At 39.7% G+C, this 16,602-nt stretch carries 14 protein-coding genes and 3 pseudogenes; 3 read left to right on the top strand and 14 right to left on the bottom strand.

What is annotated here, in order from left to right:
- From MP387_RS00350 to MP387_RS00305, 10 genes are all read right to left on the bottom strand, one after another.
- Positions 1-573, bottom strand: coding sequence for a hypothetical protein (locus tag MP387_RS00350; protein ID WP_242746751.1), 573 nt, complete (start codon positions 571-573; stop codon positions 1-3).
- A 311-nt stretch (positions 574-884) separates the two neighbouring features.
- Positions 885-1,739 (bottom strand): VOC family protein, encoded by an 855-nt coding sequence (locus MP387_RS00345; protein ID WP_242746739.1) that lies wholly within the window; start codon positions 1,737-1,739, stop codon positions 885-887.
- Between the two features lie 106 nt (positions 1,740-1,845).
- Positions 1,846-2,883, bottom strand: coding sequence for an aldose epimerase family protein (locus tag MP387_RS00340; RefSeq protein WP_242746736.1), 1,038 nt, complete (start codon positions 2,881-2,883; stop codon positions 1,846-1,848).
- Between the two features lie 145 nt (positions 2,884-3,028).
- Positions 3,029-4,024: a tagatose-bisphosphate aldolase gene (gene lacD, locus MP387_RS00335; protein ID WP_242746733.1), complete on the bottom strand. Its 996-nt coding sequence runs from the start codon at positions 4,022-4,024 to the stop codon at positions 3,029-3,031.
- A 10-nt stretch (positions 4,025-4,034) separates the two neighbouring features.
- Positions 4,035-5,201 carry an SIS domain-containing protein gene (locus MP387_RS00330; RefSeq protein ID WP_242746730.1) on the bottom strand — a complete coding sequence of 389 codons (1,167 nt, stop codon included), beginning with the start codon at positions 5,199-5,201 and terminating at the stop codon, positions 4,035-4,037.
- A gap of 210 nt (positions 5,202-5,411) precedes the next feature.
- Positions 5,412-5,816, bottom strand: coding sequence for a PTS sugar transporter subunit IIA (locus MP387_RS00325; protein ID WP_000045700.1), 405 nt, complete (start codon positions 5,814-5,816; stop codon positions 5,412-5,414).
- A 3-nt stretch (positions 5,817-5,819) separates the two neighbouring features.
- Positions 5,820-6,641, bottom strand: a complete 822-nt coding sequence (locus tag MP387_RS00320) for a PTS system mannose/fructose/sorbose family transporter subunit IID (protein ID WP_000185284.1) — start codon at positions 6,639-6,641, stop codon at positions 5,820-5,822.
- On the bottom strand, positions 6,628-7,533 hold the full coding sequence (locus MP387_RS00315; RefSeq protein ID WP_070567959.1) for a PTS mannose/fructose/sorbose/N-acetylgalactosamine transporter subunit IIC: 906 nt from the start codon (positions 7,531-7,533) through the stop codon (positions 6,628-6,630). Before MP387_RS00315 ends, MP387_RS00320 begins: the two co-directional genes overlap by 14 nt.
- Before the next feature lie 26 nt (positions 7,534-7,559).
- Complete coding sequence (locus tag MP387_RS00310) at positions 7,560-8,036, bottom strand: PTS sugar transporter subunit IIB (protein ID WP_000156968.1); 477 nt, start codon at positions 8,034-8,036, stop codon at positions 7,560-7,562.
- Complete coding sequence (locus MP387_RS00305) at positions 8,033-9,820, bottom strand: glycoside hydrolase family 35 protein (RefSeq protein WP_242746728.1); 1,788 nt, start codon at positions 9,818-9,820, stop codon at positions 8,033-8,035. The genes MP387_RS00310 and MP387_RS00305 overlap by 4 nt, the downstream gene beginning before the upstream one ends.
- Before the next feature lie 321 nt (positions 9,821-10,141).
- Between MP387_RS00305 and MP387_RS00300 the strand changes: the two genes are divergently transcribed.
- Together MP387_RS00300 and MP387_RS00295 are read left to right on the top strand one after the other, a co-directional pair.
- Complete coding sequence (locus MP387_RS00300; protein ID WP_001007181.1) at positions 10,142-10,858, top strand: GntR family transcriptional regulator; 717 nt, start codon at positions 10,142-10,144, stop codon at positions 10,856-10,858.
- Between the two features lie 75 nt (positions 10,859-10,933).
- Positions 10,934-12,285: pseudogene (locus MP387_RS00295) on the top strand (IS3 family transposase).
- Positions 12,286-12,342: 57 nt separating this feature from the next.
- Here MP387_RS00295 and MP387_RS00290 read toward each other — a convergent pair.
- Positions 12,343-12,951 carry a hypothetical protein gene (locus MP387_RS00290; protein ID WP_242746726.1) on the bottom strand — a complete coding sequence of 203 codons (609 nt, stop codon included), beginning with the start codon at positions 12,949-12,951 and terminating at the stop codon, positions 12,343-12,345.
- 224 nt (positions 12,952-13,175) lie between these two features.
- Here MP387_RS00290 and MP387_RS00285 point away from each other — a divergent pair.
- A pseudogene (locus MP387_RS00285) lies at positions 13,176-13,367 on the top strand (ISAs1 family transposase); the annotation flags it as partial.
- 205 nt (positions 13,368-13,572) lie between these two features.
- On the opposite strand, the gene MP387_RS00280 reads toward MP387_RS00285, so the two are convergent.
- The 3 genes and pseudogenes from MP387_RS00280 to MP387_RS00270 all read right to left on the bottom strand — a co-directional run bounded on the left by MP387_RS00280 (position 13,573) and on the right by MP387_RS00270 (position 16,388).
- On the bottom strand, positions 13,573-13,734 hold the full coding sequence (locus tag MP387_RS00280; RefSeq protein WP_242746724.1) for a hypothetical protein: 162 nt from the start codon (positions 13,732-13,734) through the stop codon (positions 13,573-13,575).
- Between the two features lie 1,646 nt (positions 13,735-15,380).
- Positions 15,381-15,674 carry a hypothetical protein gene (locus tag MP387_RS00275; protein ID WP_242746722.1) on the bottom strand — a complete coding sequence of 98 codons (294 nt, stop codon included), beginning with the start codon at positions 15,672-15,674 and terminating at the stop codon, positions 15,381-15,383.
- Between the two features lie 179 nt (positions 15,675-15,853).
- A pseudogene (locus MP387_RS00270) lies at positions 15,854-16,388 on the bottom strand (transposase).
- Positions 16,389-16,602 lie beyond the last annotated feature (214 nt).

Genomic DNA, 16,602 nt, shown 5'->3' with positions numbered 1-16,602 from the left:
TTACATGTCTCCCTCCTTCCCTCGACTACCGTCCTGTAATGTCTCCATCAGCTCCTTGAACAGTCGTTTGCGCGTTTTCATCCGAAAATCATAGACTATATATGTAAGAATACCAATCCCTAACATGTACATAAGTAAAAACTGAAAATCAGAAACAGCCAGATAACGATAGGCTGAAAAAATCGTTATTAAAACAAAAATGTAGCCAACTACTGTCAACGCCCTTGATTTTCTCCTAAGTGTTTTGATATTGGCTTTTGTCAGCCGGACTTTTCTGAATCTATCTGTCTTCATGTTACGTCGGGTAGACTTGGCAAGGAGAATGGTCCCAAAAACTAAAAACAGCGACATCAAGATAAAGAAGATTAGATTAAGAGGGGATGAGACATCTCCAAAGGTTTGGTTGAGCAACTTTGACAGCCGTTGGAAGGAATAGATTGCAATAGGGGCTGCAATGGCTGAATAATTCATGCCTTGTTTTACACCGTAGAATACTTGATTCTTCAGATCATAATAGATAAAATAGTCCTCCAGAGGGCCCATACTGATTAAATTTTTTACACTTGTGTCCATCTTATTACCATTTCCTAAACTCAATACGGATGTTCAAACAAAGTTCTACTTTCTCTTAAAAGCATCGTGACAACGATTGCCAGCATTCTAGCTGATTTTGGGCATTTGCCTTCCTAGAGAAAGAAAAGTTTATTAGTATTATAGCATGAACCCCCAGAAAATGAAAAATATCCCCGACCAATACCTTTGCCAGAGCCAAGAAAGCTTTCGTCATTTCATAAAAAAGCGGACAAGTCCGCATTATAAAAACAGAATGCGAGCTTATCCGCCTTTTCCTATGTCTCTAAAATAAATAATGTGTTTTCCTCGTCTCATCGTTCCAAGCGAATGCGAGTCACAATCCCATCTGGGTCTACAAGATCCAACTCACTCGAATTTAGCCACTTAATCGGAGATTCTAGCTCTTGTGCTTGCTGAACGATGTCCAAGAGTTCTTCCTTGCTTTCGACCTCAAGGACATAGTAGGCCAAGCCTGGCAAGCCTTGCTCACGCGGAGCCAGCCCTTTTCCAGCCCATTCGTTGACAGCCAGGTGGTGATGGTACTGACCAGCCGCTATCCAACTAGCACTAGGAATGCTAAATTTATCTTCTAGTCCTAACACCTTTTGATAAAACTGGCTCGCCGCATGGCTATCCTTCACCGATAGATGGATATGCCCCATTCTCGTCCCTTCAGCTAGGATAAAGGGATCCACCTTTTCCCCTAACTCATAGATGTCCTGTGCCGCAAGGGCTTCGGTCACACCGATAATGCGATCGTCTTCTCGAATATCCCATGAAGACACTGGCTTATCACGGTAGAGTTCAATGCCATTTCCTTCCAAATCCTCTAGATAAATAGCCTCACTGTATCCATGATCTGCACCCCCAACCAGAGGAATCCGCAAATCACTTAGGTGTTTCAAGACATCTGCCAAGGCTTTTCGTGTCGGCAACAAAATCGCCAGATGGTAGAGCCCATAATGCTCCCTTACTTCGCCAGACTTTTCTGCCTGAATCAAGTGAACCAAGGCTTTTCGACCAAGTCCCAAAATCGCTTCTGTCTCTGTTTGGGATAAAATCTCCAAGCCAATAATCTGGTGATAAAAAGCCGTTTGACTCGTCAAATCCTTGACATTTAAAACCGCCTCTGCTAGATAAATGTGGCTTTGGTATGCATAAGTCATCGAGTGTCTCCTTTTGTTGTAACTTTATTAATTACATCAATTATACACTATTGAAATAAAATGTCAACGAAGACAACTCAAAAGAGCTGGAAACCAGCTCTTCTTTTTATTTTACAACAAGCTCATAGCGAGTTTTGCTGGTGAAGGTTTGACCTGCTTTGAGAATGACTTGGTCTTTGAGGTCACTGTGAATGGCATCTGGTAAAGCTTGCGCTTCCAGGGCAATCCCATTGTGTTGCAGCATTGGCTGACCAGCTATGAGCACGCTCTCATCCACAAAGTTTGCTGTGTAGACCACAAAGCAAGGGGCCTCTGTCTTGAAAAGCAGGAAGCGACCTGAGTTTTGGTCATAAAGGAAACCAGCATTGTCATGACCGGCAGGAAGGGCAAATGGGTGATCCAAACCAGATACCAGCTGGATTTGCTCATCTTCCTCTGCAAAGATGTCCTTCAGCAAAGCTCCATTGTAGATATGTTTAACCACATCACGAGTAGCATCTGGAGTCTTAGCCGGAACACCGTCCGGAGCGATTGGATAAATGCCCTCCGTATTTAACTGAAAGACATGGCGGTCAACTGTCTGCGTGAAATCACCAGACAAGTTGAAGTAGCTGTGATTAGTTGGATTGACAAGCGTATCCTGATCTGTCGTCACCTTATAGCTGACTTCGTAGGCACCACTTTCTTCCAAATGATAGCTGATCCATATCTTGAGATTGCCAGGAAATCCTCCTGTCCCGTCTGTACGCTCTGTGTAGAGGGTCAAACCATGGTCGCTCACCTCAGTCAATTCAAATAAGCTCGCATCCCAACCTGTTGAACCACTGTGGTTACAGTTGCTAGCATTATTGACTTCAAGATCATAGGTCTTGCCATTAAGCTCAAATGTCGCACCTGCAATACGGCCCGCTACAGGACCTACACTTGCTCCATGCTTGGGACTATTGCCTACATAGCTATCAAAATCATCAAAGCCCAAAATCAGATTGGCAAAATTCCCAGCCTTGTCAGGCGTGACATAGCGCAAGATGGTCGCACCATAGGTCATAATTTCTAGTTGGTAGCCACTGTCAGTCTCAAAGCGATAGGCCAAGACATCCTTACCCTCATGATTTCCAAATACACGTTCTGTGTATGCTTTCATTCTTCTCTCCTTTGATCCATTTCTCTTAAGTAAACAAACCATAGAGAGTGTATTCACCATCTATGGTTGTAGTTTCTATTTTCAGAATCCTTTGTCAGAAAACCTAAGCATTTGCTTAACAAAAAGGGATTCCTCTATATTTGTTTTATGCTTCCACTCGTTCAGTCCATGACGTCGCTGTTGTTTGAAGAACCTTGTTGAGTTCGTCAATGTTCTCAAATCCAGTTGTACGCAACCACTCACGAGCTGCTGTTTCACCGTCTTTGATGTAGGCTTCAACTGATCCAGCCCATGTAGCACGGCCACAAAGAACTCCGTTGAAGTTTGCGCCTGATTCGTGGGCAAAGACAAGTGTTTCTTGGAAGAGTTTAGCTGACACACCTGCACTCAAGTAGATGTATGGAAGATTTGTTGCTTCGTCTTGTGCTTTGAAGAAGGCTGCTGCTTCTTCACGTGTATGAACGATTTCACCATCACCAAAGCCTTCAACGTATTTGACGTTGACTGGAACTTCCACTTTCAAGACATCGATGTTGAAGCGTGGGTCTGAGAAGACCTTCATGGCACCGATAACCTTGTGTGGTTTTACTTTTGCGTATTCTGCAGAACCTGCGTCAGCGATTTTTTCATCGTAAGCCAAGATTTCAAGGAAGAATGGAATGTCTTCCGCCACACACTCTGAACCAATGCGTTCGATGTAGGCTTGTTTTTGCTGGTTGAGTTCGTCAGAGCTATCTACATCGTAGTAAAGCAAGAACTTAACAGCATCTGCACCTTGTTCCTTGATGCGTTTGGCAGACCAAACATCCAAGCAGTCAGGCAAGCGTTTGGTGCTTGTTGTGTCGTAGCCAGTTTTCTCATAAGCAAGGAGAAGACCAGCATTTGGTGCAAGAGCTTTTGTAGCTGGAAGACCATACTCAGGGTCAAGAAGCATAGAGGATGCGTATTTTGTCAATTCATCTGCAACCAATACTTTAAGTTCTTCCATTTGAGCAACTGTTGGCTCTTCTGTTTGATATTGAGCCATGAGACGTTTCAAAGCGCCACGTTGGTCAAAGGCAAGAGCTGAGATGATGCCGTTCTCGTCAGAGAGTTTTTGCAAGCAAGCTACTTTATTAGGACTTAATTGTAATTTACTCATAGACACTTCCTTATTTTTGATATTCATGAATGATCACACCTTGTACCACACGGTTTACAGTGCCAGTAGGAGATGGTGTATCTGGTTTATTTTCTACCTTGAGTGAAGTCAATAGGGCAAAGAGTTGGGCATAAACGATGTAAGGGAAGACACGGTAAATATCATTCAAGACACCGCCACAACTAAGGGACACTTCCTTGACATTTTCAAGACCAAAGGCTTGATCACTCAAGAGCACGACACGACGGGCGATGTGATCACCAGCCACTTCACGAACCAAGTCCAAGTCGTACTTGCGAGTGTAGTCTGTCGTTGTGCCAAAGATCAAAACAACTGTATCTTCGTTGATAAGAGATTTTGGACCGTGACGGAAGCCAACTGGGCTTTCATACATGGTCGCCACTTGACCAGCTGTTAATTCCAAAATCTTGAGCTGAGCTTCATGAGCAAGTCCAAAGAAAGGACCAGCACCAAGATAGATGACGCGGTTAAAGTCGAGGTCAACCAGCTCTTTAACATCTTCTGCATTGTCTAGAATCTTACGCGCAAGGCTCGTCACAACTTCAAAACGTTGAGCTTTCACAGCAAATTCTGTAGGATCAAAGACCAAGAGAGCTGTTAGCATCATGGACGTAAAGCTAGAAGTCATGGCAAATCCAGCGTCATTGGAAGCAGCTGGTTGCAAGAGCAAAAGATTGCGCTCATCGCCATGAGCTTGAAGAGCCAATTTACCATCTGCAGCACATGTAATGGTCACTTGATAGAGGTCATCAACCAAGGCTTTGGCCAAATCAACCGTCGCCACACTTTCAGGTGAGTTCCCACTACGAGCAAAGGAAACAAGAACAGTCGCCACATCTTTTTTCAAATAAGTTTCTGGATTGGCAACAATATCTGTTGTCGCAATAGCATTGAAATTCCATTTGCGCTCGTCATAGACTTCCTTAAAGTATGGCACCAAGGTATCTCCCACATAAGCAGAAGTACCAGCACCCGTCAAGATAACCTTGATATAGTCATGTTTATCAGCGATACCTTGCAGAAAGGCTGCAATTTCTTCACGTTTCGCTTGATAGGCTTCAAAAGCTTCTTTCCATACATCAGGCTGTTGGTAGATTTCACGAGTCGTGATTTCTGCACCCAGTTCAAGTAATTCTTCTTTTGTGTAATTTAGCATAGAGTTCCTCTAATCTATTATTGTTTCATTCCTATTGAAAATATGGGAATGGGATTGACTCCCATTCCCATGTATATTCTATATAAGATGCTCTAAGTTACATCTTATACTCAATGAAAATCAAAGAGCAAACTAGGAAGCTAGCCGCAGGCTGTACTTGAGTACGGCAAGGCGTCGCTGACGTAGTTTGAATTTGATTTTCGAAGAGTATTATTCATCTTCGTCATCATCGAAGCCCGCTAACAGATCATTGACTTTCACAATGCTTTCTGCAGCACGGCTCTTGTAGTCCGCATCTGCACCCGTAAGGCTCGCATTGATAAATTCAATCACCATTGGAAGATTCATCCCTGCGTAGAGTTCAATGTCGCGACCTTCCATGATCAAACGGCTTACCACGTTACATGGTGTACCACCGAGAAGGTCCGCAAAGACTAGGAAATCATCCAATCCTTCGATAGCAGCTTCAAATTTTGCAGTAAATTCTTCTGGGCCATCTTCTGGAAGAAGAGCCACTGCATGAATGTTGTCCTGTGGACCCATGATCATTTCTGTGCTACCTTTAAGTTCTTCACAGAAACGACCATGACTCACCAAAATTAATGATTTACTCATAAATTATGCGCCCATTCCAAGCAAGAATTTACCGATGAATGAAAGACCTACTGCAAGAACGATAATGATACCGATCGCTTTAGTAGAGTTCATACCTTTCTTACCAAGCAACCAGAAGATAAAGGCAGTAAAGATTGCTGGAAGCAAGCGTGGGAAGATTGAGTTCAAGATGTCTTGGAAGTCAATCATCTTTTCACCGATTGGCAATTTGTAAGAAATGTCAAAGTTGATCATTGTTGCTACAAGAGCACCCATCATGAAGACACCAAGTACAGATGCAGCATCAATCAAAGCTGTCAAAGTACTTTGCATGTTGTTGATAAGGTTAACCCCTTCTTTGTAGGCAAATTCCAATTGTTTCCAACGGAAGATGTCATATGCAACTGCAACTGCGATCCAAAGGAAGATACCCCATGGTTGGCCAGCGATAGCCATAGTTGCTGCGATAGATCCCATGATAGCAGGTACAAGTGAACCAAAGATAGTATCTCCAAGAGGAGCAAATGGTCCCATCAAACCTGTCTTGATACCGTTAACGGCATCTTTTGAACCCACACCATCTTTTTCTTCCATGGCAAGGTCAAAACCAGCGATAATTGTGTGGAAGAATGGTGAAGTGTTGAAGAATTGAGTATGAACTTTCATCATTTCTTTCAATTCAGGAGTTCCATCCCCATACATTTTACGCAATTGAGGCAAGATCATGTAAAGGTAACCAGAAGCTTGCATACGTTCGTAGTTCCAACCTAATTGGAAAGTAAACAAGCTACGTTTGTTGATTTGATTAAAATCTTCTTTTGTTAATTTGTAATTAGAATTCGTCATCTTCAATTTCCCCACTTTCTGATGGTGTAGAAGGTGCTGCTACAGCTACTTTTTGGCTGTTCTTAAAGTGAACAACTGCAAGGAAGATACCTACGATAGAGATACCGATCATAGACAAACCTTTGAAGTTGTTAGCAAAGCCAATCTTTTCAGCAACATCAGCAGGAAGAGTACCAAGAATACCCGCAACAGCTCCACCAAGACCTGTTACATATGAGTAAAGAACAGTCAACATAGCTGTCAAACCGAATCCCATTGCAAGGTAGTGAAGGTTACGTTTAACTGGAAGGTAACGAAGCAAGATTGCAAATCCAAGACCTGGAAGCATACGACCTGCAAGTGTCAAACCGTCTGCAACCCATTGGTATTCTTTAACAAGGTTTACAACACCTTGTACGAATTCTCCACCAAAAGCAAGAGCGAAGAACACTGGAAGGGCACGAGAAAGAGCCCATGGAAGCGCGCCAAGTAGGTAGTTGCGTTCGATACCTTTGTAGTCAAAGCGTTCGATCGCAGCATCAATACGGTGTGCAAAGAAAGTAGTTGTCATACGTCCAAGAACGTCGAAGTATGTCAAAAGTGCTGCTACTGGTACAGCGATTGTTGTAATCGCAAGGTCTGTATCAATACCTTGAGAGATAGAGAATGCTGTTGCAAGAACCGCACCAGAAGTTGCGTCAATACGAGAAGCACCACCGAAGGTACCAACCCCGAGAACGAACAACTGCAAGCTACCACCGATAAACAAACCAGTTGTCACATCTCCCATGATCAAACCAGTAATGAAACCAGCGAATACAGGGGAACCTGCAGATGAAACGATTGTCAACTCATCACAGATTTGATAAGCTGAGTACAAAGTGAGAAGTAAAATTTGCCACCATTGTATCATAACAATGACCTCCTAAAAATTTTTTCCTATTTTAATAAGCTCAAAAAGTCTGAAACTGGATCATTTGGAACCATTTGAGCAGTGAGTTTCACACCTTTTTCTGCTAGTTTGTGGAAATCTTCCACATCCTTGTCTACCACGTTGATAGAACGTGTGATAGAGCGAGTTTCTGGTGTTTGAGACATATTGCCGACGTTGAGTGTTTCAAGCGGAACACCTGCTTCAACCAAACCAAGGAAACGGTCTGGTTTACGTGCAACGATAAAGAGACGTTGGCTATCGTATTTACCAGCAAGGATATTTGCTGCTGCTTTCTCAACTGGCAAGATACTGAGTTTCACACCTGGTGGTGTCGCAAGTTTCAAACCACTCTTTTCAATATCGTTGTTAACAACTTCGTCGTCTACAACCATAATGCGTGAAACATTTAGTTTTCCAGCCCAAAGATTGGCTACTTGACCGTGGATCAAACGTCCATCGATACGGCATCCTACAATTGTCATAAGTTTTCCCCCTTTATGTGTTTTAGTGTAGGTTTATGAGTTAAATGAATCTCTTCTTTATATTCGCCCTCAGTTTCAAAGATGATGATGCGGTTAGCACCTTCCTTGAGATAGCTATGAGGGATATAAAGTGAGAGGGTCGGGCCGACGTTCCAGAAACGTCCTAAGTGACGCCCGTTGACAAAGGCAACTCCCTTACCAAACTCAGACAAGTCTAAGTAGGTATCCTTCGGCTCTTCAACAGTAAAGTCGAAAGCGTAAAAGGCTGGCTGTCCTTCTGTCCATCCTTTTGAAAAATCAATCTTCTCAGGATTATCCAGTGGCAGTGGATATTGTTTCCAATTCAGTAAGAAATGTAGATCTTTGCAGACACCTGTACGAATTCCTTTACGTTGCGTATCTGCCAAGAACTTATGACCGTAGTTGACACGCCCCATATTTTCAATCAAGATGTCAATCTCTGAAAAGCCTTCTCGATTGCCCTGACAGTAGATATCTTCACCAATCTCTGTCTGGTATTGAGTAGCAATCCATTGACCATCTACAAAGAGTTGAGCTCGGTCACGTCCATCGATGATACGGAGACGTTCCTCTTCTGCATCCCAACTTGCCTCAGTGCGGTAGAGAAGGTAGCCATAACTTTGACCAAGTTCTTCCATCGCTTTTGGATAGAGGCTTTCAGTAGGACTAGAGAGATTATCCAGGGTTTCAAACAAGGAAACTTTTTCGACCAATGGAATGGACCCTATCTCCATGCTTTCCTTATAGAGTGGTTCCAACTGTGGATACTCTGGGAAGTGGGTTGCCATCATCTTCTTGACTGCTAAGTATTTAGCAGTTGGATTTCCTTCTTCATCGAGAAGGGCATCATAGTCGTAAGATGTGACTTGTGGCAAATCCAGAGTCCCTCGAGCTGAGCAACCATTCATGAAACCAAAGTTTGTCCCTCCATGGAACATGTAGAGGTTGATAGAGCCTTGCTCCAATACCTCTCGAACAGCTTCTGCCAATTCTTTAGGATCCCGTGTGATGATGGGTTCTTTCCAACGGTTGAACCAACCATCCCAGAATTCCATACACATGAGGGGCCATTTCTTGCCATGCTCATCAAAGAATTCCTGCATCTGTGAAAAGTTGTACGGAGCTTTAGAACCGAAGTTTCCTGTCACAAAGAGGTCGTCTTCGATCAAGGTTCCGGCTTTCAGAGTAGCCCTCCATGGGCCATCTGAAGTAAAGAGTGGGCAATCAATCCCTCGGTCTTCCATCAATTTTCGAATTGCTCGTAGATAAGACTTATCTTCTCCATAAGAGCCATATTCATTTTCGACTTGCATCATGAGAATGTTTCCACCATTATCCAACAAGCGAGGTACAAGCCTTGGCAATAATTGGTCATAATAGCGAGCAACAGCCTCGATGTAGGCCGGGTCGGACGAGCGAATTCGCATGTCCTTGGTCAAGAGCCAAGCCGGCAAGCCACCAAATTCCCATTCCGCACAGATAAATGGAGACGGGCGTACAATGGCATAGAGACCCAGATCTTGTGCAATTTGAAGAAATCTCTCCAAATTTCTGGCACCTTCAAAATCAAACTCCCCTTCAACAGGTTCGTGTAAATTCCAAGCCACATAGGTCTCGACTGTATTAAAGCCAAGCGCCTTTAAGTTATAGAGAGAATGATACCAATCCTCTGCTGGAATCCTAAAATAATGAATGGCGCCGGACAAAATCTTGAACGGTTTTCCGTCTAAATAGAAATCGTCCTCAATTTTAAATCTGGTCATGTTATTACCTCTGACGAATTAAGTTTGCGCTTTCATTTATTATAATATTAACTATAATCAAATCTTTTGCATTTGTCAATAGGTTTTAGAAAATTATTTAAAATTTTTCTATTTTTTTACTTACCGTTTACCGAAATTATCTAAAAATAGCATGAAAACGATCTTTTTATGTATGATAATTCACAAGAACATCAAATGAATTTTTTTACATGTAAAATAACATTTTTAGTCTATTATTTTAATTTTTTGACCTTAATACTACTCTTTTCTTTATATTTGTGGTAAAATCAAAATTGGAGAAAGAGAATCGAGGTGAAATTTATGGCTATTCCTAAATACCAATATATTAAAGATGAATTAAAAAACAAAATCATCTCTGGTCAATTTGCAAGCGGAGATAAATTTTATACAGAAGCCGAATTGATCGCGATGTACGATGTGAGTTCAATCACAGTTGTTCGTGCCCTAAATGACCTTGCTAAAGACGGCTATATTGTCCGTCAACAAGGTAAAGGAACTTTCGTTTCACGTGCCCGTAAGCACAAACTCGTTGAGTTTTCAGATGTCGAAATCTTTGAAACAAAAGACGATAAAGTTACTGTCCTTTCTATCGAGCGCGGAAACAAACTTGAATATTTAGATAAACTTGGACTACGTGGAGATCAATTCTACTATAAGATTGAACGTATTCGTCAGACAAACGACGTAACATACATCTACCACACATCTTATATTCCTGAGCAATACATCAATGCCAATTATCCAAATCTTGATTATTATAGCTCTATCTATACACGTTTCAAATTGGATTACCGCATTCACATGAGTGATGAACACTTTGAGGAAATCAACGAAATCGCATTCCCAACACCAGAGCATGCTGCTTCTGTACTCGGAATCGATACACAATTCCCAACTGTCTTCCAAACGAAGACTACAAAACTTGAGGCCACTGGCCAAGTCCTTGCCTATAGTGAAACTTATAAGCGAGCAGACTACTACAAAATCAAATTCATCTCATGTAACCGAGGTCATTAAGAAAAAGCTTGAGCCTAGCTTTGACTGTACCCCACAAGTTAGATTTTTTCCGTCTAACTTGTGGGGTGTTTTATTATGAAATTAACTTATGATGATAAAGTCCAGATCTATGAACTCAGAAAACAAGGGCAAAGCTTCAAACAGCTTTCAAAAAGATTTGGTGTAAATGCTTCTGGTCTAAAGTACATGGTGACATTAATTGACCGTTATGGAATAGAAATCGTTAAAAAGGGGAAGAATCGTTACTATTCCTCTAAATTGAAACAAGAAATGATTGAGAAAGTTCTGCTGGAAGGTTGTTCACAAAGAAGTGTAGCTTTGGATTATGCTTTACCCGACCGTTCGCTGTTGACAAATTGGTTGGCGCAATACAAGAAAAACGGGTATACTATTGTTGAGAAAACAAGAGGGAGACCAGCTAAAATGGGACGTAAACGAAAGAAAACTTGGGAAGAAATGACTGAACTTGAGCGACTTCAAGAGGAGAATGAAAGCTTACGGACTGAGGTAGCCTACCTAAAAAAGTTAAAAGAGTTAGAGGAAAGGGACGAAGCCCTAGAGCGAGAAAGGCAGAGACAGTTAGAGAAATGGTTTCAGGAGGATTTCGACTAGATTTACTTCTTGAAGTGGCTCGTTTAGCTCGCTCAACTTACTACTATCAGTTGAAGGAACTAGATGGGCTTGACAAAGATAAAGAGCTTAAAACCGAAATTCAGACTATTTATAATGACCATAAAGGCAACTATGGCTATCGGAGAGTTACTCTTTAACTAAGGAATCGTGGTTATTCAGTCAATCATAAAAGAGTTCAACGTCTGATGAAGGTCCTTGGTCTAACAGCTCGAATTCGTCGGAAACGAAAGTATTCTTCCTACCAAGGAGAGATTGGTAAGAAAGCAGAGAATCTCATTCAACGCCAGTTTGAAGGGTCGAAACCGATGGAAAAGTGCTACACGGATGTGACAGAGTTTGCCATTCCAAATAGCACACAGAAACTCTATTTATCGCCTGTTTTAGATGGCTTTAACAGTGAAATTATTGCTTATCATCTTTCTACTTCGCCCAATTTAGAACAAGTGAAAGCTATGCTGGAGCAGGCCTTTACAGAGACACACTATGAGAAGACCATTCTCCATAGTGACCAAGGCTGGCAATATCAACACGATTCTTATCATCGGTTCCTAGAGAGTAAGGGAATTCAGCCATCCATGTCACGCAAGGGCAACAGCCCAGACAACGGTATGATGGAATCCTTCTTTGGTATTTTGAAATCCGAAATGTTTTATGGTTATGAGAGGAACTTTAGGTCTTTAGAAGACCTTGAACAAGCTATTGTAGACTACATTGATTACTACAACAACAAACGAATTAAAGTCAAACTAAAAGGACTTAGTCCTGTGCAATACAGAACTAAATCCTTTGGATAAATTATTTGTCTAACTTTTGGGGTCCGTACATTCTATAAAAATAGGCCCCAATATAATCTAACAATCATTATCATCCAGAAGATTTTTAGTTTCTTTCTTGACATCATCCAGAAGAGATGTTTCAGGTAAATCTGTCTGAACATTAATATCTAACCAATTTCTATTGAACCACTTCATAAAATACCGTAGGGACTTTATAACATCATATATAATCACCAATGTTAGAACTCCTAATGGTATTAAAGATAAATTCTTAAATATAGAACCAAGTTGAGTAAAATAAGAAATCAGGACTGCAGGCTTATTCAGAAGTAAAGCTACTAGAAATAAGCAGGGAGTCCAAAAATTGATGAGCTCTTGACCAATGTCAAAAACGACCTGATCAATCTCCCCCAAAAAATGGTTATCTTCATTTTTAGTAAAAAAACGTCCTTTTATATCTCTACAAAGTATCAAAATAAGAAACACAGTAAGAACAACTGCAAGTATCTGTAAAAGATACATCGAAAACCGTCCTATAAGTTGCAAAAGAACATCTTTCGTAAATTCAGTAAACCCTAAAAAAAAGAGAGCTAATCCTACAATTGGTAGAAGATGTAGGAAAATCTCCTGTTTATTTTTTGGTTTTTTATGTGTTTCCTGATAGTTTTCTCCTGGACGATTCATCTAATCCATCTCCTACACATAGTCTGTAAAATAATTAATATTCTACTATTATAGCACATTCATTTTTAGAAGCAAATTGATAACAGAAACTTATGAAACGAAGTAGTAAATACCCTCTATTCGTCAGTTGAACAACTCCCTTTAATTTATAAAAAATGAGCTAATCTAACTAATAGTATAAGTTTAAGAAAATCCTTTTTTATAAAAAACAAAAAGCTCATTCTTATTTGGGTGTTGTCTTTCGTGAGGACGCCAACAAGACCTTGAATAAACAATTAGCTTTTAACTTGAACGTGCTGGATAAGTTTTGTTTAGCTGTGCTTAAACAGTTAGATGTTGGCAAGAAAATGAGTTTGAGACGGAAAAAATTCAACTTAAGGATGAACTTTGACCAGTATTTGAAGAAATTAATCTAGTCAAAAAAGTGATCGTCTATGGTAAAACAGAGAAGAAACATTCATACGTTTGTCGTGTCTATTAGTGAAGATAGTTGACAAAAGGGGAAAAATAAGGTATAATAAAGATCTAATAGTGGATTTAAGCATTTGTTGTTTAAACCCAAAGCCCTTATCTATTGCGCTAGATAAGGGCTTTTTTATGTTCTTTTATTGTGAACAAGGGTTATTTTTGGCGACGCTTTTTACGACGGCGCGTTTTTTTCGAACGTTTCTTACGAAACTTTCTTTTTTCAAATAGTTTATCCACACATTTTTTGACAAAATGTATCAGAATTTGTTCAACTATTCGAAGAAGAATCTCCATTAGTATTAGTGGATTATTCATGTGTATTCTCTCCTTTCGTTAGGATGTGCTAATCTCAGTCTTTAAGACTTACAATCAACACTTGAAAGGAAGTAGGGGTGATTGCCATGGCAATCTTCTATCTTGATTAGATATCCTCCTTACTTCCACTACAGTAGAAGCAGGGACGAGCCCAAACTCTTACTGAAAGTAACCACTGCTAACATCAAATCGGCTTAACAGTGATGGGTATCTCTTTTCCTCCTTTCCATTGCTGGACATATAAAAAATAAGCAGCTTACATACTTTCCCCGAATTGTTCAGAACCGTTGTGTCCCTTCAAATTCGGTGTTTGCTAACAGTCGCGCATACCCTGCTCTTCCGCAAGATAGGCACGACCCAAACGTAACAGTTCCCTAAATATAAAAAAGCACACTGAAAAACAGCCCCAATTGATCTTTTCTTATCAATCAAGACTCCCTGTTGCCACGGATTTCAGACTTCTCTGAATCGTGATGACACAACAGGCTTTTTCAAGTGTGTTTCATTCCTTTTTTAGGTTACCGCGCGGTCTTGTTCCTCCTAGAGGCTGCTTTCATCTAATCCGACCGGTAGATGTTTCTCTATCAATAAATGATAAAGAGGATGAAAGGGACCCGTCAGTGTTAAAATAAAGACAATGCTTTATCAATTCCAGCTCACTGAGCGTTTTTCTTTTGAACCGAACTATCGGTTCCTCTCATTCTGGATCATAAGGGATAAAAATAAAATTTTTACATGACTAGTTTAGAGTTGAATTATTCAAATCTTTGAGTTATAATGAAAATGTAAAAGATAAACAAGCTCAATTAAACCGTCGTTTTATTAATTGAGGTTTGTAAGATTTAAATGAATCTTCATCTTTTGCATTTTCTTATTTAAAGAAAATCGGGATTCCAAATCTTATTTTCTTTATCATGTGTTTTTCAGCTATTGTGAACAAGGGGATTGAAGAACTAATTGTTTCTGCTTTTTCGTAAGAAACGGGGTGAGCGCCACGGCAATCTTCTATCTTGATTCGATATCCTCCCTATTTCCACTACAGTAGAAGCAGGGACGAACTAAAACTCTTACTGAAAGTAACCATTGCTAACATCAAATCGGCTTAACAGTGATGGGTATCTCTTTTCCTCTTTTCCATTGCTGGACATATAAAAAATAAGCGGCGTAAGCCGCTTACATCCTTTTGAACCGAACTATCGGTTCCTCTCATTCTGGATCATGAGAGATAAAAATAAAATTTTTACATGACTAGTATAGCAATTGAATTATTCAAATCTTTGAGTTATAATGAAAATGTAAAAGATAAACAAGCTCAATTAAACCGTCGTTTTATTAATTGAGGTTTGTAAGATTTAAATGAATCTTCATCTTTTGCATTTTCTTATTTAAAGAAAATCGGGATTCCAAATCTTATTTTCTTTATCATGTGTTTTTCAGCCTAGAACTGTTGTTCGAACTGAATCAACTTTTTACTAACCTAGATTGTGGTTATCTGAGTTAGTGAACCAGCTTCTTAACAGAGGCTGGTTTTTTAGTTATTAAAAATCCCAAAGTGCTTAACTTTGAGATTCTAACTTTAAAAATACCTTATTTTCATTCCTATATTATAGTTACTTCTATATAATCGAAAGAAGATAAATTTAGTATCAGTCAATCACTCCATATTTTACAGGAGTACTATTAACCTGTTTTAAGCATCTGGCACAATAGCAATTTTCGCTAAATTCTAAAATTTCTCCATCTACTAACATACTATTAGCAGGATATACTTTTAAATACGGGTAATAATGAGAAAGCAACCTCTCATAACTACTAGCTTCATCTACAAAATCTCGTGCAATTTGTTCAAAATCGTAAAGCCTCAAATAAATCATTGTTTGTAATGAGAAAATAACATAAATCAGAATATTTTTCACTAAGAAACTCTCGATAAAAAACATTTCCCTTACTACAATGGGGACAAACAGAAAAACGTTTGACTCTATTATTGCGAAACCACTTGTCTAAAAAACTTTGCAAATATCTTTTATTTTGACCAAACTTTAATGCAATGACTGGCAATAAAAGAAGAGATACTGTCAATAATTATGTGTAAACACTCAAGTAGAGTTACGGAGTTTTAATCAAATAAAATTTCAAGTGTGTCAGAACATTGGCCAAACCCTTTATGGATGCGTTGACTTTGCTTGAAATTATAATCTTTAAACAAAGTAACTAACTAACGTTCCAGAGACTCCTCGTTAGGAAAAAGAACCTTCTTTTTCGTTTGACGTTTGATTTCTTTGTTGAGATACTCAATGAGGTTTGTCGAATAAATGCTATGCCAAATATGGTAGGGAAACTGATAAAAAGTTAAAAAATTGTCCGTATTCTCCAGACTTTCCATTATTTTTTATACTTTGGTTTCCATTACGATCTCTAGGAATGCTCAACTGAACAGTCCCATATTTGGTTTCAAATTTCCGTGAATAGCTTCCATTACGCCTAGTCCCAGAATTATAGCCTACTTTATCGTAAGGTTCATACCCTAAAAGGGCTGACAACTCTGCTTGAAGAGGGTCATTCATAGCTGTTTTAAGAGAAGTACGGAAAAATTTATCAATATCTTGCTTTGGGGCTAGGAAGTTAAGTAGTTCAGTGCTAAACTGAGTCATAGGAATAAATCTCTTTCTAGTAATGTTTCGCAACTCTACTATAACGGATTTATTCCTTTTTGTGTTTACACAACTTATTGTATACTACCCAATTTTCTCCTAAATCTTATGATTTCCTCCATTTATTATAGTTCTTATATAAACCCACTTGACATTTTACTCCTTAGATAATAAAATAAAATTGGTTTTATGTAAACGCTATCATATATGATAA

The organism is Streptococcus oralis, assembly GCF_022749195.1.
Classification (GTDB): domain Bacteria; phylum Bacillota; class Bacilli; order Lactobacillales; family Streptococcaceae; genus Streptococcus; species Streptococcus oralis_CI.
This window is presented reverse-complemented; position numbering and strand designations above follow the sequence as displayed.